At 44.3% G+C, this 19348-nt stretch carries 21 protein-coding genes; 13 read left to right on the top strand and 8 right to left on the bottom strand.

The annotated features are described in order from the left end of the window. Window positions 1–102 precede the first annotated feature (102 nt). The 3 genes from OC538_RS09965 to OC538_RS09955 all read left to right on the top strand — a co-directional run bounded on the left by OC538_RS09965 (window position 103) and on the right by OC538_RS09955 (window position 3436). Window positions 103–951 (top strand): VOC family protein, encoded by an 849-nt coding sequence (locus OC538_RS09965; protein WP_251693034.1) that lies wholly within the window; start codon window positions 103–105, stop codon window positions 949–951. Between the two features lie 100 nt (window positions 952–1051). After that, window positions 1052–2137, top strand: coding sequence for an AI-2E family transporter (locus OC538_RS09960; protein ID WP_251693036.1), 1086 nt, complete (start codon window positions 1052–1054; stop codon window positions 2135–2137). Between the two features lie 111 nt (window positions 2138–2248). Beyond that, a complete protein-coding gene (locus tag OC538_RS09955; protein ID WP_251693038.1) occupies window positions 2249–3436 on the top strand; it encodes an MFS transporter in 1188 nt (395 codons plus the stop codon). A 53-nt stretch (window positions 3437–3489) separates the two neighbouring features. Here the strand turns inward: OC538_RS09955 and OC538_RS09950 are convergent, their stop codons facing one another. The 3 genes from OC538_RS09950 to OC538_RS09940 all read right to left on the bottom strand — a co-directional run bounded on the left by OC538_RS09950 (window position 3490) and on the right by OC538_RS09940 (window position 6289). Continuing rightward, entirely contained in the window at window positions 3490–5136 is a 1647-nt protein-coding gene (locus OC538_RS09950; RefSeq protein WP_251693040.1) for an SLC13 family permease, read from the bottom strand. 176 nt (window positions 5137–5312) lie between these two features. Continuing rightward, on the bottom strand, window positions 5313–5630 hold the full coding sequence (locus tag OC538_RS09945) for a CHY zinc finger protein (protein ID WP_251693042.1): 318 nt from the start codon (window positions 5628–5630) through the stop codon (window positions 5313–5315). 110 nt (window positions 5631–5740) lie between these two features. Further along, window positions 5741–6289 carry a hypothetical protein gene (locus tag OC538_RS09940; RefSeq protein WP_251693044.1) on the bottom strand — a complete coding sequence of 183 codons (549 nt, stop codon included), beginning with the start codon at window positions 6287–6289 and terminating at the stop codon, window positions 5741–5743. Window positions 6290–6545: 256 nt separating this feature from the next. On the opposite strand from OC538_RS09940, the gene OC538_RS09935 reads away from it, so the two are divergent. The 8 genes from OC538_RS09935 (at window position 6546) to OC538_RS09900 (ending at window position 13397) form a co-directional block, all read left to right on the top strand. Beyond that, window positions 6546–7817 carry an acetyl-CoA hydrolase/transferase family protein gene (locus OC538_RS09935; protein ID WP_262174900.1) on the top strand — a complete coding sequence of 424 codons (1272 nt, stop codon included), beginning with the start codon at window positions 6546–6548 and terminating at the stop codon, window positions 7815–7817. Between the two features lie 474 nt (window positions 7818–8291). Further along, window positions 8292–8645 carry a rhodanese-like domain-containing protein gene (locus OC538_RS09930; protein WP_251693049.1) on the top strand — a complete coding sequence of 118 codons (354 nt, stop codon included), beginning with the start codon at window positions 8292–8294 and terminating at the stop codon, window positions 8643–8645. 191 nt (window positions 8646–8836) lie between these two features. Then, window positions 8837–9658 (top strand): ABC transporter permease, encoded by an 822-nt coding sequence (locus tag OC538_RS09925; protein WP_251693050.1) that lies wholly within the window; start codon window positions 8837–8839, stop codon window positions 9656–9658. Between the two features lie 4 nt (window positions 9659–9662). After that, window positions 9663–10451: an ABC transporter ATP-binding protein gene (locus OC538_RS09920; RefSeq protein WP_251693052.1), complete on the top strand. Its 789-nt coding sequence runs from the start codon at window positions 9663–9665 to the stop codon at window positions 10449–10451. Continuing rightward, window positions 10448–11560: an ABC transporter substrate-binding protein gene (locus OC538_RS09915; protein ID WP_251693054.1), complete on the top strand. Its 1113-nt coding sequence runs from the start codon at window positions 10448–10450 to the stop codon at window positions 11558–11560. The genes OC538_RS09920 and OC538_RS09915 overlap by 4 nt, the downstream gene beginning before the upstream one ends. A gap of 125 nt (window positions 11561–11685) precedes the next feature. After that, window positions 11686–12042 (top strand): Clp protease ClpB, encoded by a 357-nt coding sequence (locus OC538_RS09910; RefSeq protein ID WP_251693056.1) that lies wholly within the window; start codon window positions 11686–11688, stop codon window positions 12040–12042. Between the two features lie 123 nt (window positions 12043–12165). Next, window positions 12166–12654, top strand: a complete 489-nt coding sequence (locus OC538_RS09905) for an RNA polymerase sigma factor (RefSeq protein WP_251693058.1) — start codon at window positions 12166–12168, stop codon at window positions 12652–12654. Then, the gene (locus OC538_RS09900; RefSeq protein ID WP_262174894.1) at window positions 12654–13397 is read left to right on the top strand and encodes a hypothetical protein; all 744 of its coding nucleotides are present in this window, start codon (window positions 12654–12656) and stop codon (window positions 13395–13397) included. Before OC538_RS09905 ends, OC538_RS09900 begins: the two co-directional genes overlap by 1 nt. Before the next feature lie 83 nt (window positions 13398–13480). Here the strand turns inward: OC538_RS09900 and OC538_RS09895 are convergent, their stop codons facing one another. The 4 genes from OC538_RS09895 to OC538_RS09880 are packed head-to-tail and all read right to left on the bottom strand — an operon-like array spanning window position 13481 to window position 17332. Further along, window positions 13481–14443 carry a multidrug resistance efflux transporter family protein gene (locus OC538_RS09895; protein WP_262174892.1) on the bottom strand — a complete coding sequence of 321 codons (963 nt, stop codon included), beginning with the start codon at window positions 14441–14443 and terminating at the stop codon, window positions 13481–13483. Window positions 14444–14455: 12 nt separating this feature from the next. Next, window positions 14456–15682, bottom strand: coding sequence for a peptidase T (gene pepT, locus OC538_RS09890; RefSeq protein WP_262174889.1), 1227 nt, complete (start codon window positions 15680–15682; stop codon window positions 14456–14458). Window positions 15683–15719: 37 nt separating this feature from the next. Next, window positions 15720–16379 (bottom strand): lysoplasmalogenase, encoded by a 660-nt coding sequence (locus OC538_RS09885; RefSeq protein ID WP_262174886.1) that lies wholly within the window; start codon window positions 16377–16379, stop codon window positions 15720–15722. A 56-nt stretch (window positions 16380–16435) separates the two neighbouring features. Continuing rightward, window positions 16436–17332 carry a LysR family transcriptional regulator gene (locus tag OC538_RS09880; protein ID WP_262174883.1) on the bottom strand — a complete coding sequence of 299 codons (897 nt, stop codon included), beginning with the start codon at window positions 17330–17332 and terminating at the stop codon, window positions 16436–16438. Window positions 17333–17460: 128 nt separating this feature from the next. Between OC538_RS09880 and OC538_RS09875 the strand changes: the two genes are divergently transcribed. After that, a complete protein-coding gene (locus tag OC538_RS09875; protein WP_262175265.1) occupies window positions 17461–18453 on the top strand; it encodes a YeiH family protein in 993 nt (330 codons plus the stop codon). Between the two features lie 89 nt (window positions 18454–18542). Here OC538_RS09875 and OC538_RS09870 read toward each other — a convergent pair whose 3' ends face one another. Next, window positions 18543–18773: a DUF2187 family protein gene (locus OC538_RS09870; RefSeq protein ID WP_251693070.1), complete on the bottom strand. Its 231-nt coding sequence runs from the start codon at window positions 18771–18773 to the stop codon at window positions 18543–18545. Between the two features lie 241 nt (window positions 18774–19014). Between OC538_RS09870 and OC538_RS09865 the strand changes: the two genes are divergently transcribed. Beyond that, window positions 19015–19278 (top strand): metal-sensitive transcriptional regulator, encoded by a 264-nt coding sequence (locus tag OC538_RS09865; protein ID WP_251697986.1) that lies wholly within the window; start codon window positions 19015–19017, stop codon window positions 19276–19278. Window positions 19279–19348: the final 70 nt, after the last annotated feature.

Here is a 19348-nt window from a genome sequence, read left to right as displayed (position 1 = left end):
TGCCAAAATCCTTTCACATAAAATCTATATTTGTTGACAAACTATATTATAGCATATAAAGTTAGTTACATGAAGTAAGTAACTTACTGGGAGGAATAAACAATGAATTTTCATCACCCGCCACATATATACACAGGGGAAGTCGTTTTAAAAGTGACTGACCTGGACAAATTGACAAGTTTCTATACAGAAATTATCGGATTCGACGTGTTGGAAAAGGATGATAATCACGTAATCTTAACAGCCGATGGCAAAAATCCGTTGCTCGTATTGGAGCAGCCGGAGCAAATACATCCGAAAGAGCCTAGAAGAACAGGGCTATATCATTTCGCGCTTTTGTTGCCGACGCGAGCGGATCTCGGAAAAGCGATCAAGCATTTTTCAGAGAACGAAGTACGCCTTGGGGCTTCAGATCATCTCGTGAGTGAAGCACTATACTTATCCGATCCTGACGGAAACGGAATAGAGATTTACCGTGATCGGGAACCGGAAACTTGGAAATGGCAAAATGATTTCGTTGCGATGAGCACGGACCCGCTTGATGCAAGAGCAATTGTTGAAGAAAGCGGGAATGAGGAATGGAATGGTCTGCCCGAAGGAACACTCATGGGGCATGTCCATCTCCACGTCGCAAGCCTTCCCGAGACACAAGCATTTTATGAAGCGTTAGGTTTCAGAGTTGCCACCCATTATCCGCAAGCCTTGTTCATGTCGACGGGAAATTATCACCATCATCTTGGACTGAATACGTGGAATGGAGCAGGCGCGCCTCGACCGTCGGAAGAAAGCGCAGGACTTCAAGCTTACACACTTGTATATCCTGACGAAACGACTTTGGCTGCGGCAATCGGAAAAATTGAAGAACTGGGTGCTCGTGTGGAGCCAAGAGCGGGCCAATTTGTGACGGAAGATCCTTCTGGAAATGGAATCATTCTGCGTCTTCACCGATAAAAAAATCGAAACCACTACTAGTGAAACTTTTTTCGACACCAACCGTAATAAACCGTATACTTGAATAAATACTTTCGTAGACGGTAAAGGACGTGGGAAATTGACAAAGAAGCTTTGGTTCCAAGTTGGTGTCGGCATTTTATTGGCCATCTTAATCATTAAATATTTCATGGAAATCAGTTTCATATTTGCGCCGGTCATCATTATTATAAAAGCGATTATTTTACCGTTGTTGCTCGGTGGAGTGCTCTATTACATGACCGAACCGATACAGCGTTTCCTGGAAAGTCGTAATATCCCGCGATGGGGAAGTATTCTGATCATCTTGGCAGGCTTGGTCATCATACTAGCCATTTTCATTTCCATCATAGGACCCCATGTAACGAGACAGGTGAATAACCTTGTCGAAAACGCGCCAACCTTGTCGAAGAAATTCGATGATATGAGAAGTATGTTCGGGGATCTGGAAGATTATTTACCTCCAAGCTTGCAAGGTTCAATCGACAGTGCCACAAATTCGATTCAGGCAATAGCTGTGAACTTTGGAAAATGGATTGTCCAATTTTTACAATCTTTCTTCCAAGCGATATTCCTGCTCGTATTGGTGCCGTTTTTCTTCATCTTTATGTTGAAGGACCATGAAAAATTCGCACCGATCATCTATGACCTGTTCAGTGGGGAACGGCGTGAATGGGTTAAAAAAACCTTGAGCGATATTGACAATGTGCTACGTTCTTACATTCAGGGACAATTCCTGATCAGTACAATTCTGGCAACTCTCATCTTCATCGGATATTTAATATTGGGTCTTGAATACGCATTGCTTCTAGCCATCTTTGCGCTATTCATGAACTTGATTCCTTTCATCGGACCATGGATTGCGGTTGCGCCGGCTCTCATCATCGCTTTTATGGATAAGCCTAAACTTGTCATCGGTGTAGCGATCGTGACGCTCGTAGCCCAGCAAATCGACAGCAATCTTATCACGCCGAACGTCATGGGCAAATCGCTCGACATTCACCCGCTAACTGTCATTACAATCATCCTGGCAGCAGGTAATATCGCCGGTTTCGTCGGCATTATCGTTGGTGTGCCTGTATATGCGGTAGGAAAAGTGATTGTACGCAATATTTACGATCAACGAAGAAAAATCAAACATGCAGCTACAAAGGATGTACAAGGATGACAATAAACGCCGGTATTGGATAAATCCAATACCGGTATTTTCATTTCTTTCAGATTACAATTTTAAAATGTTATAATACAATCTATTAGGCTGACGACTGGATGTGGGATGATGCAGCATGACGGCTATACGGTAAGGGATCTTCAATTTTGGAAAATTGTACTTGGCTTAGGGTTCGCCTCTATTTTCATTTTCGCATCGATGTATTCAATGCAACCGCTCCTGCCTTTATTCACAATAGAATTCGGCATATCGGTTTCGTATGCAAGTACTGCCATGTCAATGACGACAATCGGGTTAATTACAGGACTACTTGTCCTCGGTTTCTTTTCGGATCGGAACGGACGGAAAGTATACATTTACCTTTCCTTAATCGGATCGGCTATTCCATTTCTACTTATCGCAAACACGGATTCATTCCTGCTCATCATCATTCTTCGCTTCGTGCAAGGGTTTGCACTCGCTGGTGTACCTGCCGCGGCACTTGCCTATATCAGCGAGGAAATACATAAGCAGTTTACGAACATTGCAACAGCGCTTTACATATCTTTTAATAGTTTGGGAGGCATGATCGGCCGTTTCATGACGGGTTTTATTGCCGAACAGGCTTCTTGGCAAATGTCTTTATACATACTATCGATTTTCGGAACGGTGCTGTTCGTCATCCTGCTGTTGGCGTTGCCGAAATCAAGGAATTTCGTGCCAAGTGATACGACCTTTGCGAAAGATATCGAAGGGATTGTTTTTCATCTCAAAAATCCTGCTTTGCTCATCGTATTCGGCTTAGGCATCGTTCTTCAATTGTCTTTCACAGGTGTGTGGACGTACTTACCGTTCCATCTGATTAATCCACCGTATTCTCTATCACTTGAGGCGATTTCATACTTATACTTGGCGTATGGGTTCGGAGTCGTCGGGGCTCCGCTTGCAGGATGGCTTTCAGGGAAGTTCGGTCTCCGCAATGTCAGGCTCGCAGGGGTTGCATTACTAGCCTTAGGCATTGGCATGACAGCATTTTCATCGCTCACTATGATCATTATCGGTCTATGTGTCATCTGTTTAGGATTTTTCACGGCCCATTCTTTGACGGCGGCATCTGTCAGCAAGGAAGCGACTCATCATAAGGGCAGTGCAGCGAGTCTCTATTTGGTTTCTTATTACATAGGCGTAGCGATGGGCAGCACATTGCTTAGCCCGCTATATGAATCGTTCGGTTGGGTAGGGCTCATTGTATTGACGGCAATCTTGCCGATTGTTTATGTAGGAATGATTCGGTATAGACGAGCGAAGAGGGCGTAACGAATAAAAACAGGGCAGCCGTAGAAATATGGCTTGCCCTGTTTTCAATTTATTCATTTGAATGATTCTGGAATGGTTGTTAAATCGATGCCCCATAGCAGCGGAAGCAAGAAATAGATCGCTGCTGTCACGAGGACAATTCCAATGATATTTAGTGCAAACCCAGCCTTCGCCATATCGGGAATCCGTAAATAGCCGGAACCGAAAACGACGGCGTTCGGTGGTGTCGCTACAGGCAGCATGAACGCACAAGAAGCGGCCACACCTGCAGCTATCATAAGTGCAAACGGATGGAACCCTAACGCGACGGCAAGTGATGCCATGATTGGATACATCATGGATGCTGTTGCAGTGTTGGAAGTGATTTCCGTCAAGAAGATGACGAGTGTCGTAACGATGAGAATGACGATGAGGATATGCACGCCGCTCAACCCCGACAATTGTGATCCAATCCAAACGGACAGTTCCGAGCTGACAAATCCGGAAGCGATTGCCAGGCCCCCTCCGAAAAGCAAGAGAATACCCCACGGTAATTTAACAGCCGTATTCCAATCCAATAGATGGTCGCCTTTCTTATTGACCGATGGGATGATGAATAACAGAATGGCAAATACCATTGCGATGACGCCATCACTTAACCCATCAATGAACTTGGAGAGCAGGAATGTCCGTGTAATCCAAGAGAAAGCAGCCAATACAAAAATAGTAAAAACAATTTTCTCTTCCGTAGAAGCTTTGCCCAATTTCTTTTTCTCACTATCTATGATGCCACGTCCACCAGGCAAGGTTTTGATTTTTGAAGGAAATGCGAATTTCACAAGGTAGACCCACGTGATTAAAATGAAACTCCAAGCAAGCGGTACACCGAACATCATCCACTTTGCAAAGGACAGCTCGATGCCGTACATTTTATTGATTGCACCCGCAAGCAAAGTATTCGGCGGCGTACCGATTAATGTCGCGATACCGCCCAATGAAGCCGAATAAGCAATACCCAACATGAGCGCCTTGCCAAATCCGAAATTCTCTTTTGACGTATCGATGGAAGGGTCATCCTTCAATGCATCTGAAATTTGGTAGATGATTGCAAGCCCGATCGGCACCATCATCATTGCCGTCGCCGTATTCGAAATCCACATGGATAGGAATCCAGTCGCGACCATGAAGCCTAGGACGATGCGATCCATATTCGTTCCAATTGCGGAAATGATCGTCAATGCAATCCGGCGATGTAAATTCCATTTTTCCATCGCAAGCGCTATCATGAAGCCTCCCATGAATAAAAAGATCGTTTCGTCCCCATAAGCCGAAGCGGTAGACTTCACTTCCAGTCCACCTGACAAAGGGAACAGGACTAGCGGCAATAACGAAGTGACGGGGATAGGAATTGCTTCCGTAATCCACCACGTTGCAATCCACAACGTACTCGCCAAAATGGCGACACCCTCAGATGATAATCCTTCAGGCTTGAAAAATAAGAGAGTAATAAAGAATAATAGCGGTCCTAACGCCAATCCGGTCAATTGTGCTGGTGAATAACTCCGCGGATCTCGCCCCCCGCCTGCATTTCCGACACCAATCTTCTGACCGCCTCCGCCGCCGGATGCCATCTCTGACGAATCCGGTCGGAAAAAGAAACGGAACAAGTCTTTTACCTGATCGTGCATATGCCACAACCGGTCCCATGTCGATGAAAACATTGTCGAATTCCCCCTTTATGTAATTGTTAAAATTTTTCAGTACATTATGAGTATACTATTCAACTACTTGGGGAACAAGACCATATAAACTTCATTATTGTCGCTAGCACATTAGGCGTATTCTCGGGAAAAATTAAATAGAAGCGAAACTCACTCAGGCTATTTCATTTTACTTTTCACTTTTCGAAATACAATTCCCAATGCAACCCGCATCCTGGATTAAATTGTGCCCCGCAAGAAGGACACCCAAATCCGCTATCCTTATATTGATCAACCGTCAATTCGTTTTTGCATTTACCACATAGCACTGCATGCATACCAAACTTCACTTTCGGCCAAACTTTATGGTCGCCGCAACCTGATTCTTCATGGCACCGATAGCAAGGATAATAAGTATCGCAGCAATAAAATTTAATCGCTATAATATCAAACTCGGAATGGTAGTGCGTACAGCGCGTTTCGCTATCGATGACATTGCCCGAAACATGAATCATTGATTCCCCTCCTCAACATGAATAAATTGGAGCTTTTTACCCTGGGACCGTAATCAGCGGCCTTTATTCCATTAATAAATCTTATCTAGCCTACCGCGTAAGGTGAACGTTCATTTTAGCGGGCAAAACCCACACTGCATTAAGCCCGGCACATCTTTCGAGAAACAGCACGTCGTCCGAACTGTCGTGTTCAGCAAATCGCACGGCTCGTTTCCTTTTAAAAATGCTGCGAATAAAGAGTGCGAGGCGATGTCTTTCCAAATCTCGTCATCTTTCAAGCAATTTATATCTGCCCGCGCTTTTTCTTTCGTGCCAGGATTGCTCAACATGACATGGTACTGCCACAGCAAAAAGCCGAAGATGTTCTCCCAAAGAGTCAGCGGAGAGACGGAGGTGACTGTCCGGATTTGACGGATGACTTTATCCGCTTGCAGCAAGATTTTCCGGATGGCAACCCGATGTTCATCTTCATCAACCACTCGCCAATCGTTCTCTTCGACAAAGGTGCTTACTGTACGATTTCCATACTCTTCGACTGCCCCAAAATACATCTTCGCTGCATCCCCGTCCCATATTTCGTCATAGGCCGCCACGTTATACAACTGCATATTGATGAACATTCCAACACGCCGCATAAAGAAAGAAGCAGCGACCGTCATATTCGGGCTTCCGCTCACTGTTTGCACAGCTCGAATGCAATCCGCCGTTTTTTCATTATCAAGAAGGTCTTGTAATGTGAATAAGAGATGTTGCGGGTTATTTACGCAAACACTATAGCTATTCAATTGTCTAATTTGATCACTCGATAATTTTGTCATACGTCAATTATAAGTATTGACGCATTTTTCAACAAGTTGAGTAGGCTTACAGTCTGTACTATACTGATTGCAATACAACAGCAGGGAAGTGTGACATATGACAAAGCTATTAAATTCATTGGAATGTATCGGATTAATTGAAAAGGACACTGACATTATTATCCCTCTTTCAAATGGCGAGCCACACGGTTTGTTGGATGTACTTGAAGCAAATTATGAGAAATTGGATAACGTCAAAGTGCATCAAATGTTGGCACTTCGTGAGCGTGATTATATAAACGGTAAAATGACCGGACATCTTTCCCACATTTCGTACTTCCTGAGCGGAGCGACGAGAAGAGCATTTTGGGCAGGGCATGTCGAATTAATTCCAAATGTGTTTCAGGAAATGTATAGATTGCTGCAAAAGACGACGAAGAAGCCGATGGTCATGGCGGTCGCTTCGCCGATGGATGAGCATGGCTATTTTTCGCTTGGCACGAATGCTGATTATGCCGCTGAATTTATCGGCAAGGTTCCTTTTGTATTGGAAGTGAATCGCCACATGCCGCGCACTTTCGGGGCGAATCAAATACACATTAGCCAAATTGCGGGATTCATTGAAAATGATTTGCCGTTGACTGAAGAGGTATCACCGGTAATTACGGAGAAAGATCTGAAAATCGCGGAGTATATAACAAATGATATCCAAGATGGCGATACGTTGCAGATCGGCATCGGTGCCATACCGAATGCTGTCATGAAGATGCTCAAGGACCGCAAGCATTTAGGCATACACACGGAAATGCTGACGGATGGCATTGTTGATTTAGTTGAGTCGGGCGCGGTGGATGGAATGAAAAAGTCGTCCCGTACAGGGAAAATCATTGCGACATTCGCTTTCGGATCACAGCGGTTGTATGATTTCCTCGATAACAATCCATCAGTGGAGTTTCTGCCGGTAAGTGTCGTCAATGATGCATATGAAATTGCAAAAGAGGATCATATGGTGTCGATTAATGCAACGACAGAAGTCGATTTGTATGGGCAATGCGCATCGGAAACCGTTGCTGGCCGTTATTACTCTTCTAGTGGTGGCCAGGCTGATTTTGCTAGAGGTGTCCGATTGTCGAAATACGGCAAAGGGTATGTATGTATGCATTCGACGGCGAAAAATGACACGATTTCGAGAATCAAGCTTCATCTTGCGCCGAGCTCTGTCGTGACAACCTCAAAAAACTACGTGGACAATGTTGTAACGGAGTATGGGATTGCCAGATTGCATGGCAAGTCCTTGTCAGAACGGGCGGAAGCATTGATTGGCATCGCACATCCTAAGTTTAGGGAAGAATTAATGAGGGAAGCTATAGAATTTGGTTTTATCGATTAAGTAAGGGGAGGAGCCTAGTGTGGTTCCTCTTTTTTTGATGAAGTGGACGAATTTCAAGCTGAATTGTAGTCAAACGGTGATAAATTCCCCTGAATCGGTGATAACACATCAAGAGTCGGTGATAAAGTCATCCAAGTCGGTGATAACCTGTTTCAAGTCGGTGATAACACTTCCAAGGTCGTTGAAAGCGGGTAAAAATACTACATACGAAGTGGGAAGTATTGGTCAAGTGGTGATAAACCTCGTCTGAGTGGTGATAACCATCTCCTAAGCGGTGATAATGTCCGTCTGAGTGGTGATAAGTCTCTCCTAAGTGGTGATAAACAAAACTGTTGCGCGCCCCATACCCATGGTGGTATATTGAAATTGCAATAATAATACTGTGCAGGGTATGCTTGGGACACGGTTCATTGTTCGCAGATACGCAACTAAACCATTATTATCTTTGCCACGAAAATTTAGGAGTGAAAACCGATGGAATGGATTATTATCATAGCAATCGTCGCATTTTTTGCATGGCGCATGATGCCGGCAAAAGGCGTAAAATCAATATCGACGCACGAATTGAAACCAATGTTGAAAGATAAGTCAAAGCAATTCATCGATGTCCGTACGCCGGCAGAATATAAAGGGCGCCATATTAATGAATTTAACAATATCCCTTTGAACTTGTTGAATTCCAAGTTGGATAAACTTGATAAGAATAAAGAGATTGTCGTCATTTGCCAGAGTGGTATGCGAAGTTCTCAAGCAGCAAATATCCTGACAAAATCGGGATTCACAAATGTCACGAACGTCAGAGGCGGTATGAGCGCCTGGCGCGGATAAATTAGTAAAACACGAAAGCATCTGTTGCGGAAATCGCGGCAGATGCTTTTTGACGTCCAAAGCAAGCCAACCCGCGCCCAAAACCACCCATCCCACCTATCCAAACCTTGTCGATTCGCCAAAAACCGCGCCATTTGCCCAACCAAACCCATAGGCGTATACATATTATTGTTATGAAGAGGTGGTGAACGTTGAAAAAAGATAAGGCGACTATTGGACGCGATCCGTATGAGATCGAACAGCGGGAATGGAAGCACAGACAATCGAAGGAACGATATAAGCAGCTATTGACGATCGCTTCGCCAATCTTCCTGTTGCTGTTGTGGGAAGTGATGTCAAGGACGGGGATAATGGATATCCGATTTTTCCCGCCACCATCCGCCATTTTAGGCACCTTTGTCAAAATGATTGCAAGCGGGGCGATGGCGGACCATATCGGCGTTTCGTTGTACCGGATTTTTGCAGGGTTCCTCGCGGGTGTCATACCAGGGGTTGTCATCGGTTTGCTGATGGGTCTTTATTCCCCGATCCGTCATTTTGTTCAGCCGATCGTCATGGCGCTCATGCCGATTCCGACGCTTGCATTGCTGCCGATCATCATCATCCTATTTGGGATCGGTGATTTGTCGAAAGTTGTTACGATTGCGGGAAGCGTATTTTTCCCGGTTGTCATCAATACGGCGGCTGGGGTCTTGAACATCGACCGAATTTATTTGGATGTTGCAAATAATTATGGAGCAGGTAAAGTGCAGTTCTTTTTCAAAATTGCTTTGCCTGGTGCTTTGCCGGTCATGCTGGAAGGAATCCAGATGGGGCAGGCGATTGCATTGCTCACGATTGTCGCCGCAGAAATGATGGGGGCGACATCGGGTATCGGATATTTGATCTGGACGTCTTATAAAGCATTCCTGCTCCAGGAAATGTACGTCGGACTCATCCTCATCTCCTTTTTCGGCTATCTCTTTTCCTTGATGCTTCGCGGTCTTCAGAAAAAGTTGTTACCTTGGAGGTGAGTGGATGAGAAAGAAAGCGAAAATCGAAATTAGGAATCTGACGAAGGCATTTTACAAGAAGCAATCTAGTGTGACAGCTCTCGACGATATTTCCCTCTCAATAGGAGAAGGGGAATTTGTCTGCATTGTCGGACCGAGCGGCTGTGGCAAAACGACTTTATTGCGGATATTGGCGGGTTTGGAACAACCGAGTGTCGGTGAGTTCGAAATTCGGTCGGAACAAGAAGGACGTCCTCTCCAATCGATGGTGTTCCAGGAGAGGGGCGTCATCCCCTGGCTGACTGTGAAGGAGAATGTTGCATTTGGGTTGAAAATGCGGAAAATGCCGAAGGACGTCATTCGGGAGAGGACGGAATATTACTTAAAAAAGACTGGACTTGACCCGTTTTCACATCTTTACCCTAAGGAATTATCCGGGGGAATGAAACAGCGGGTAAGCATAGCCCGTGCGTTCGCAAATGATCCCGAAATCCTACTTATGGATGAACCGTTCGCTGCGTTGGATGAACAGAACAAGTTCATCCTCCAAGAAGAATTGTTATCTATCTGGTCGGAAACAAAAAAAACAGTGATCTTCATAACACATAGTATTGACGAAGCATTATTGCTGAGCGATCGAATTCTGCTTATGAGTGCACAACCAGGGAAGATCATCCAGCAAGTGAATATTGACACACCACGACCTAGGACAGTGGAAGATATCCGGAAAGACCCGAAACTTGCAGCGCAGTTTGTCGATATTTGGAAACATTTGCAAGACGAAGTACAGCGGTCCAGGAAAGAGAACAAATGAAATGGGGAAAAAAAGTGAAAGGGTTCAAATATGGTTGGATGATGATGTTGGCTGTCATGCTTGTACTTGCTGCATGCGCTAAACAAGAGCCCGCTCCGCCGACAAAAGTGGAAACACCGCCTGGCGATCCAGTCACTGAGGCACCTTCCGGAGATTTGGCGCCACTTGAGAAACGGGTGAAAGTGTTGATTGCTGAAGACGGTGCGGCTTCCGGTGCGGGGTTCTATATTGCGAAGGAAAAAGGGTATTTTGAGGACTACAATATTGAAGTGGAATTTGCGGATTTTGCCAATAGCGACGACATGCTGCCGGCACTTGCAGCGGGTGAAGTCGATATTGCGGGCGGCGTCTCGACCGCTTCATTCTTTAACGCGATTGCGCAAGGCATCGACGTTCGGATCATTGCGGATAAAGGGCATAATATGCCAGGGAAATCGTATTTTACTTTCGTCATCGGAAACCATATGGTAGATGAAATTAAAGATTATCCAGATTTCCGCGGGAAAAAGATTGGCGTATCTTCCAGAAACTCGATTGATGGATATATTTATGAGGAAATGTTGAAACATGCCGGATTGACAGAAGATGACGTCGAATATGTCAATATCGCGGACTTCGGTTCAATGCTTGGCGCGATTAACGCAGGAACAATCGACGCTGCGTTGAATATCGAACCGCTTATTGCGCAAGGAGTCGCGAACGGCTTTCACGTCCGTTTCAAAGATGCAACCGATTATGCCCCTGAATCGCAGATTGCGATGGTACTCGCTTCGCCAAAATTCATGGGCGAGGAAGAAATTTCGCTCCGCTTCATGGCTGCCTACTTGAAAGGCGTCAGGGATTATAACGACGCGTTCTTTAAAGGGGAAGGCAAGGAAGAAATCGTGGACATCATGGTGAAGCATACCGCTTTGAAAGATCCGGAGCTATGGGATAAAGTGAATGTCACCGGGCTCGATCCGGATGGTAGGATGTTCGTGGATGATATCAAGAAGCAATACGAAACATATAAAGCGAACGGTGCAATTCGCGGTGATATCGATTTCGATAAAGCCGTTGATACTTCATTGGCAGAGGAAGCTGTAGAGATTATTGGTGCTTATAAATAAAAGAAAAAGGTCCACTAATACGGGGATGCAATTCATAAGAATTGGCGTCTCCTTTTTTTGTTGTTTATCAACGCACAATTCAGTTAAAATAAATACAAGTGTTGTAAAATATTGGGTGGCGCAATTTGAAACAATCAACGTATCTAATAGGGACTGTCATCCTGGGATTATCAATCGTACTGTCTGCTTTTATTCTCAGTAGCGCAACGAATAAAACAACTAAACAAGAGAACAATCCACAAGCTATCAATTCAACAGCTGATTTAATGACAATAACTCAACTTGCTGAATATCTGCAAACAAGTGAACAGGCATTAGAAGACATTATTTTAAAGGATGATTCTGAAAGAGCGGAACTTAGCAGCTATGACACGTATCGATTCATCCCATATCTAACAATCGCTGAGCAGAAAAGATTTATAAAAGCGGAAATCGATGAGTGGTTAAAGTATCAGAATGACCATAACTACCGCTACCGCTGACTTGCTGTGAATAAAAAGTGCTTAGTTTTTCGATAAACTAAGCACTTCTTTTATATCATCTCCAACAATATGTCACCTTTTAGCATCTTCAAGTGTGTTAGTAGTGAAAGGGGTTGATTAACGTTGCAACAAGTAGTTTGGTTGACTGAACTAGATGTAGAGCGAATGGTTGATACATACGGCAATATGCTGTTCAGGATATGTCTCGTTCTGTTGTCCAATGAGAAAGATGCAGAGGATGTCGTACAAGACACTTTTATAACTTATCTAACTAAATCTCCGAATTTCAATGATTCAGAACATGAGAAGGCGTGGTTGATAACGATTGCCACGAATCGCTGTAAGAATATGAGAAGATACAATATTATTCGTAAGCATATGGATATCAATGATTTGCAACTCTATAGTATAGAGGATGAAAATTATGGGTTACTTGATCACCTTATGAGATTACCAACTAAACATAAAGTTGTATTGTTACTTCATTATGTGGAAGGCTATAAAGTCGATGAAATAGCAAAAATCCTTACTATTACTACATCAGCAGTGAAAAAGCGATTACAACGGGGAAGAGAGCTTCTGCGGGAGAGATATCGAAAGGAGAATGAATGATGGATTATGAGAAGATTAAAGATGCTGTTACCTCTATCGAAATGTCGAGAACGATGGAAGATCGTGTAAGAGAGAATATCGGAAAAAGAAAATCGGGACAGATACATTTTAAAAGGTGGATTCCGTTAGCAAGTGTATTTGCAATCTTATTGGCGATTATGATGGGTATTCCCTACTTTAATAAGAATGGAGAGCTCCAGGTTGCAAATTTTACAATTACGGCCTATGCATTGAGTGACGATGAGAATCAGTTGGATACGACGATTACATCTGAACAAGCTGCTATTGAATTAGCAACTAAAGATAGAATGGGTATTACGGGTATGGGCGGTGATGGAGGTGGATACATCTTCACAGATGTTATGCTCAAAATAACTGGAGAACAAATCGAGTCAATTACGTATACAATGAGCCACGGCAAGTTTGTAGAAGATGTTACATTTACATCTAAAAAGCATCCAGGCGCTGAATGGTTAAGATCGGAAAAGATAGATTTCGTTATTAGTGAGCCGGGTTCAGGTGTATATGAGGGTATAAGGAATATCGGGAAAACGTACACAGTTACCTATAATGAACAGGAAAAATATAAATATACCCTTGCCATTCCTCACGATGGTAATAATGTAATAGTTGACGACGTAATCATCAAAGTAAATGTAACATATATAGATGGCAACTCTGAACAACAAGACATTCTTGTAACGCAAGAAGAAAATTCTATTTCATTGAAGCTTGTAAAGTAATCAAGAATCCAAACCTTTACGCTGATAGAAAACATATGAAAAAACGCTCGTTTCTGAGCGTTTTTTTCCTTCAACCGAACCCGTTACTGAACAACGGACATTTTTTTCTTTGCAACGGAAGTCTGATAGCTATGCAATCCCATACCGATAATGATCACCAATATACCGATCATAGAAAGCGGACCAGGCAAAGCGATATGTAAAATGAGCATTTCGCCGATCATCGCGAAAATGAGCTCTGTCGATTGCGTCGCTTCCACTGCAGCGAGCTTGCCTTGATCATGTTGGACTAGGTCTGTCGCCATGAAGAACAACGTTGTCGCAATGACTCCCGAGCTGACCGCGACAATTAACGACTGGATAACCTGATTCATGGAAGGCGGTCCAACAGTCAACATTGCGTAAACAGCAAATCCGATCCAAACCGGAATCGTCATCAATGTCATCGCTAGCACACGTTGAAACATATCAAGCCTTCCCTGCAACAAATCCATCATTTTCCGATTACCCAAAGGATAAGCGAACGCAGCAATGACAACGGGAAGGATACCGAGCAATAATGTGCGCATATCGACACTGTTCGCATTCGGAATTTGAATCAATACAACACCTGCAAAAATGATCAATGTAATGAGCAGCGATACGAATGGAATCCGTTGTCGAACCCTCTTTTCCCCTTCATCTGTCTTCACGACTATGACGAATAGTGGCGCTAACAGAACGCCTGCGACAATCGTCAGTTGCCACGTTCCCGCAAGCAACCATCCAGGGCTATACGCTGCAGAAAAGGTCAAAGGGGCATAAAATAGTACGAACGCGACGACGCTCCAGCTGAAAAAGGGAAGAGGTTTCGCGGCCATTGCCTTGCCTGTATCCCGAAGCCCTTTCCGATAAGCCACGATGCCAATCAAAAATGGAACCATGAAGAAATAACGGAGGGAGGCGCTCCATAACCAGCTGCCTCCCGAAATCTCCATCGATCTGTTTAACACAAACGTCACCGCGAAAAACAGAGATGATAAAATACCAATCCAAATAGCTTTCACAGCAACGCCCCCTTATGCGCGTTCTTCGAATAGCTTTACAGCTTCGATGATGACATTCGTCGCCTTCTCCATATTGTCGACCGAAATATATTCATATTTTCCATGGTAATTCTCTCCGCCTGTGAAAATATTCGGCGTCGGCATGCCCATGTAGGAAAGCTGCGATCCGTCCGTACCACCACGCACAGGCACGATATTAGGCTTGATCTCGAGCGCTTTGAATGCATCCGAAATGATATCGACAATTTCCATGACTGGCTCGATTTTCTCGCCCATATTGAAATATTGATCGTTCAGTTCAAGCTCAACAACATGGTCGCCGTGCTCTTTCTGTAGTTGAGCAGCTGTGTCGACGAACAATTGCTTCCGCGCTTCAAACGTTTCACGGTCAAAGTAGCGGATAATATAGTGCAACTCGGTCTTCTCGACAGATCCATTAACATCCATCAGATGAACGAACCCCTCATAACCGTCTGTCACTTGTGGAATCTCATTAGCAGGCATTGCCGCTTGGAATTGGTTCGCGATGAGAATGGAGTTCACCATCTTGTCCTTTGCGGAACCCGGATGCACATTCGTCCCGTGGAACGTGACTTTTGCACCTGCCGCATTGAAGCTTTCATATTGAAGCTCGCCAAGCGGTCCGCCATCCATCGTATATGCATATTTTGCACCGAATGCTTCTACGTCGAATTTATGCGGTCCACGCCCAATTTCTTCATCAGGTGTGAAAGCAACACGCAGTTTACCGTGTTTAATTTCCGGGTTTTGAATCAAATACTCCATCGCTGTCATGATTTCAGCAATTCCGGCTTTATTGTCGGCACCTAACAATGTCGTGCCATCTGTTGTGATGAGTGTATGACCCAGATAATTTTTCAGCTCAGGGAATTTGGAGACTGACATTGTCGTCTGTTCATTCAACTGGATGTCGCTGCCGTCATAATTGTCGATCCGCTGTGGATTAACGTTTTTGCCAGTGTAGTCGGTCGCCGTGTCGACATGAGCGAGAAATCCGATTACCGGCAGATCTTTATCGGTAGTTGACGGTAAAGTGGCGAATAAGTAGCCGTTTTCATCCAAAGTGATTTCTTCCATGCCAATTTCAGCAAGTTCTTTTTCAAGTACGTGCAGCAGATCCCATTGACCAGGTGTGGATGGTGTGGATGTGCTATTCGCATCCGATTGTGTATCGATTTTTGCATAACGAGTTAGACGTTCGATCAGTTTTTCCTTCATTCCAAATACCTCCAGTTAATGAAAAGCATAGTTTCTTTTATCTTATCAGATTGTTTCGATTCACGGAATACTTGACGACCCGGCTGCCAATGCTTGCGGCAATGAATACCTGTGCAGCATAGTATGTCACCATGACAAAGGCTTCCCGATAAGGAATATCGATGATGAATCGGTCTATGGCGAGCACGGAATCCGAGAACATGAAGAGCAGCGCACCAGTAATGGCCAGTACCATTCTCGTACGGATCGCCATCCATCCCATTGTCAAAATGACTGTGATATAGGCGAGGATAGCCAATCCAAGAATGGCTTCTCCATTGGCGAATTGGGACCCTGCAATCCAGATGGCCATAACGACACCATAAAGCACAAGCAGAATCGCAGCCCATATCGGTACACGTTTACGGCTAGCAGACTTAAAAGCGAAGATGTAAAAAAGATGCCCGATGAAAAAGGTGATAAGCCCTGCCATGAACCAATAGATGACACCATCTGCAATCATGCAGACACATAATCCAGCAATGATGATTCTTTTATATGTCTGTGACACAAGTGGCAGCGTCATCACAGCGAACATGATAATGAGCGCCATCGGAATGAGCTTCATGAAAATTTTAAAACCGACTGGATCAGGCGGGATGAAAAAGATATATATGGCACCCATTATGACGATGGCTGTCAATAGAATTTTCCTCACTGTATGTACAGCTCCTCTCCTCCTTTTCATTTCGATAGTCGGAGGCGGAAGTCCTTCTATATAAGTGTCGTCAACAGTTTTTTTGTCCTTAGGATATCAATGAAAACTTCGAGTGCCTTCGTTTGGAACGGTGTATTTGTCACAATGGAAAATTGACGGCGGTGGGGGAGTCCTTTCACATCCAACACTCGCAAATCGCCGTTTTTCAATTCTTTTTTAATCGACCAATGGGAAAGCAGGCTGATTCCGAGACCTGCCTCGACCGACTCCTTGATCGGCTGCGTGCTGCTGAAATTCATGAGCTTCGTCGGTAAAATTCCGTGTTGTTCGAATAAAATATCCATCGCTTCCCGAGTACCGGAGCCGTGCTCACGTACAATCCAAGTCTCATTCTCCAAATCCGTCAACTCGAGCGATTCTTTCCTATTTGCAAACGGGTGGTCGATAGAACTGACGATTACCATGGCATCTTCAGCAAAATCCTCTACAATGAGCCTTGCCGTATTGAAATTCCCTTCCACAATGCCGATATCGAGCTGGTGGCTTGCAACGAGATCGGCGACGGTCGCCGTATTGCCGATTTTTACGGTCGGTTGGATATCGGGATAAGTCTGTTGCAAATTGGCGATAATGCGTGGCAACACGTATTCTCCGAATGTATAACTCGCACCGATCGACAATGGACCGCTCGCCTTATTCGCCAGATCATCGACAAGGTTTTGCATTTTCGTATACAAAGCAAGAATCTCCTTCGCATGATGATAGACGATTTCCCCTGCCTTGTTGAGACGGACATATTTATTCGTACGTTCCAGCAGCCTTGCTCCGATCTGTTCCTCGAGCTGACGGATATATTGGCTCACTGCCGGCTGGGTCATATGATGCTCCTCGGCAGCGCGTGAAAAGCTCTCTTTTTCCGCTACCGTAACAAATACTTGAAGGCGTTGGTCCATATCCATCACTCCTTGCGTTCAATCATATCATTTTACTTATCATGGGCATTATTATAATTTATTTTACTTATGGAGTGGCGCATATTAGGCTTATACAGGAGGTGGTATAGTTGGATGAAAAGAAGAGTATGAATGAAAAAAGCATGTGGAGCGCCGGGATTGCATTCACATTTTTTATTGCATTTTTAGGTTTTTTATTAGCGAAAGTACCTGGATTCAATCACATCGGACAATTGGCGAGCGCCATCATCATAGCTGTTGCGTATCGGCAATTTTTCGGTTATCCTGAAGCGCTTCGCGGCGGGATCACGTTTTCATCGAAAAAGCTGCTGAGGCTCGCGATTATATTATACGGATTGAAATTAAATATCGATGTCGTCTTCCGCGATGGATTGGGCTTGTTGGCGCGTGATATGCTCGTCATTGCATTTGCAATCGGGCTTATGGTCCTTCTTGCCAAATGGCTGAAGGCGGATAAGAGCATCTCCATGCTGCTTGGAGTCGGGACGGGAGTTTGTGGGGCTGCAGCCATCGCGGCGGTCGCGCCGATCATCAAAGCGAAGGATGAAGACACCGCAATCGGAGTCGGCATCATCGCCATGCTCGGTACCGTGTTTGCCATCGGCTATACAGTATTACGGCCGATTGTGCCGTTGCTCCCGACAGAATACGGTATCTGGTCGGGCATGAGTCTCCACGAGTTAGCCCATGTAGCAATTGCTGCAGCTCCCGCTGGGGAAGATGCACTTGCGCTTGCGCTACTTGCGAAACTCGGCAGGGTATTTCTCTTAGTGCCGTTATGCTTCATTTTCATTTATTTCATGAAACGTAAAAGTAAAGGGGAAGAAGAGGGGCAGAACAAAATTGAATTCCCTTGGTTCCTCGTCGGGTTCATTGCGATGAGCTTATTCGGAAGTTATGTGCTTGGCAACTTGATTCCGGTATCTGAAAGCGTACTGGCAGGAATTAGCACTGCAACGACATGGTTATTGACAGCCGCCATGGTTGGACTCGGCTTGAACGTAAGCTTGAAAGACTTGCGTGAACGCGCGATGAGGCCGTTAATCGCTGTGACAATCACATCAATCTGCTTGTCTGTTTTGGTGTATTTTATTATATGAAGATCATGGGCTTGATTGCCGATGGAGAATAAATAGAAAACCAAAAGAAAAAGGGCACTCCCTGACGGAGATGCCCTTTTAGATATAAATTAACCAACTGAGTAGTTCTTATGAGAAACAACGGTGAGGTTGGATGCGACACCAATACGGTCGGCGTCGTCCTCCGAAATTTTAACGATGACTGAGTTTTCGAGAATCTTATGAATCGTTCCGTTCACCTCAAAATCATTGCGAACGAATGAAATCTCCTCATCGATATGACGAGCTGCGACAAAATCTGAAACAGGTTTCTCCCTGCGTGGAAATGCCAAACGAATCACTCCTACTGTTTATTCTCATCATAATCCCTAATGAAAAACTGCTTAGGTGCATCCTAAGCAATTGAAATCATGATGGAAAACAACTAGTTGAAACCGATCCCTATCAAGTTGTCTATAACTAGTATACCATAAATTGTCGAACTTTGCAGAACTCTGAATCGTTTATGCCCAGTCGCTTGACATTATACCTAGAGGGGTATAGAATCAGAATTGTAACAAACGATAAAGGAGCTGAAGGTACGTGCATTACGATGATAAAATCGTAAATCGATTAAAAAGGATTGAAGGCCAAATCAAAGGAATATTACGGATGATTGAAGAAGGAAAAGACTGTAAAGAAGTCGTCACTCAATTGTCAGCTTCCCGTTCAGCGATTGACCGTACGATAGGCGTCATTGTCAGCTCAAATATTATTTCATGCATGCAGAACGTTGATGAAAATAATCCGATGTCTCAAGAGGAGATTGTAAAAGAAGCAGTTAATCTCCTAGTAAAGAGTCGCTAACAGTTGACTCTTTTCTTTTATCGGTTTAATATACCCCTAGGGGTAGCGGTATTTTGAAAAGAAAGGATGA

Origin of the sequence: Saccharococcus sp. Marseille-Q5394, from assembly GCF_946901335.1 — a bacterium.
GTDB lineage: Bacteria > Bacillota > Bacilli > Bacillales_A > Planococcaceae > Sporosarcina > Sporosarcina luteola_C.
Note: the sequence above shows the minus strand (reverse complement) of the source record. Positions and strands in the feature narration are given on the sequence as shown.

Coding starts and splice junctions, on each gene's coding strand:
- OC538_RS09965 (WP_251693034.1), top strand. CDS start 103: ATGAATTTTCATCACCCGCCACATATATACACAGGGGAAGTCGTTTTA.
- OC538_RS09955 (WP_251693038.1), top strand. CDS start 2,249: ATGCAGCATGACGGCTATACGGTAAGGGATCTTCAATTTTGGAAAATT.
- OC538_RS09950 (WP_251693040.1), bottom strand. CDS start 5,136: ATGTTTTCATCGACATGGGACCGGTTGTGGCATATGCACGATCAGGTA.
- OC538_RS09945 (WP_251693042.1), bottom strand. CDS start 5,630: ATGATTCATGTTTCGGGCAATGTCATCGATAGCGAAACGCGCTGTACG.
- OC538_RS09940 (WP_251693044.1), bottom strand. CDS start 6,289: ATGACGGTCGCTGCTTCTTTCTTTATGCGGCGTGTTGGAATGTTCATC.
- OC538_RS09935 (WP_262174900.1), top strand. CDS start 6,546: ATGACAAAGCTATTAAATTCATTGGAATGTATCGGATTAATTGAAAAG.
- OC538_RS09930 (WP_251693049.1), top strand. CDS start 8,292: ATGGAATGGATTATTATCATAGCAATCGTCGCATTTTTTGCATGGCGC.
- OC538_RS09920 (WP_251693052.1), top strand. CDS start 9,663: ATGAGAAAGAAAGCGAAAATCGAAATTAGGAATCTGACGAAGGCATTT.
- OC538_RS09915 (WP_251693054.1), top strand. CDS start 10,448: ATGAAATGGGGAAAAAAAGTGAAAGGGTTCAAATATGGTTGGATGATG.
- OC538_RS09900 (WP_262174894.1), top strand. CDS start 12,654: ATGGATTATGAGAAGATTAAAGATGCTGTTACCTCTATCGAAATGTCG.
- pepT (WP_262174889.1), bottom strand. CDS start 15,682: ATGAAGGAAAAACTGATCGAACGTCTAACTCGTTATGCAAAAATCGAT.
- OC538_RS09880 (WP_262174883.1), bottom strand. CDS start 17,332: ATGGACCAACGCCTTCAAGTATTTGTTACGGTAGCGGAAAAAGAGAGC.
- OC538_RS09875 (WP_262175265.1), top strand. CDS start 17,461: ATGAATGAAAAAAGCATGTGGAGCGCCGGGATTGCATTCACATTTTTT.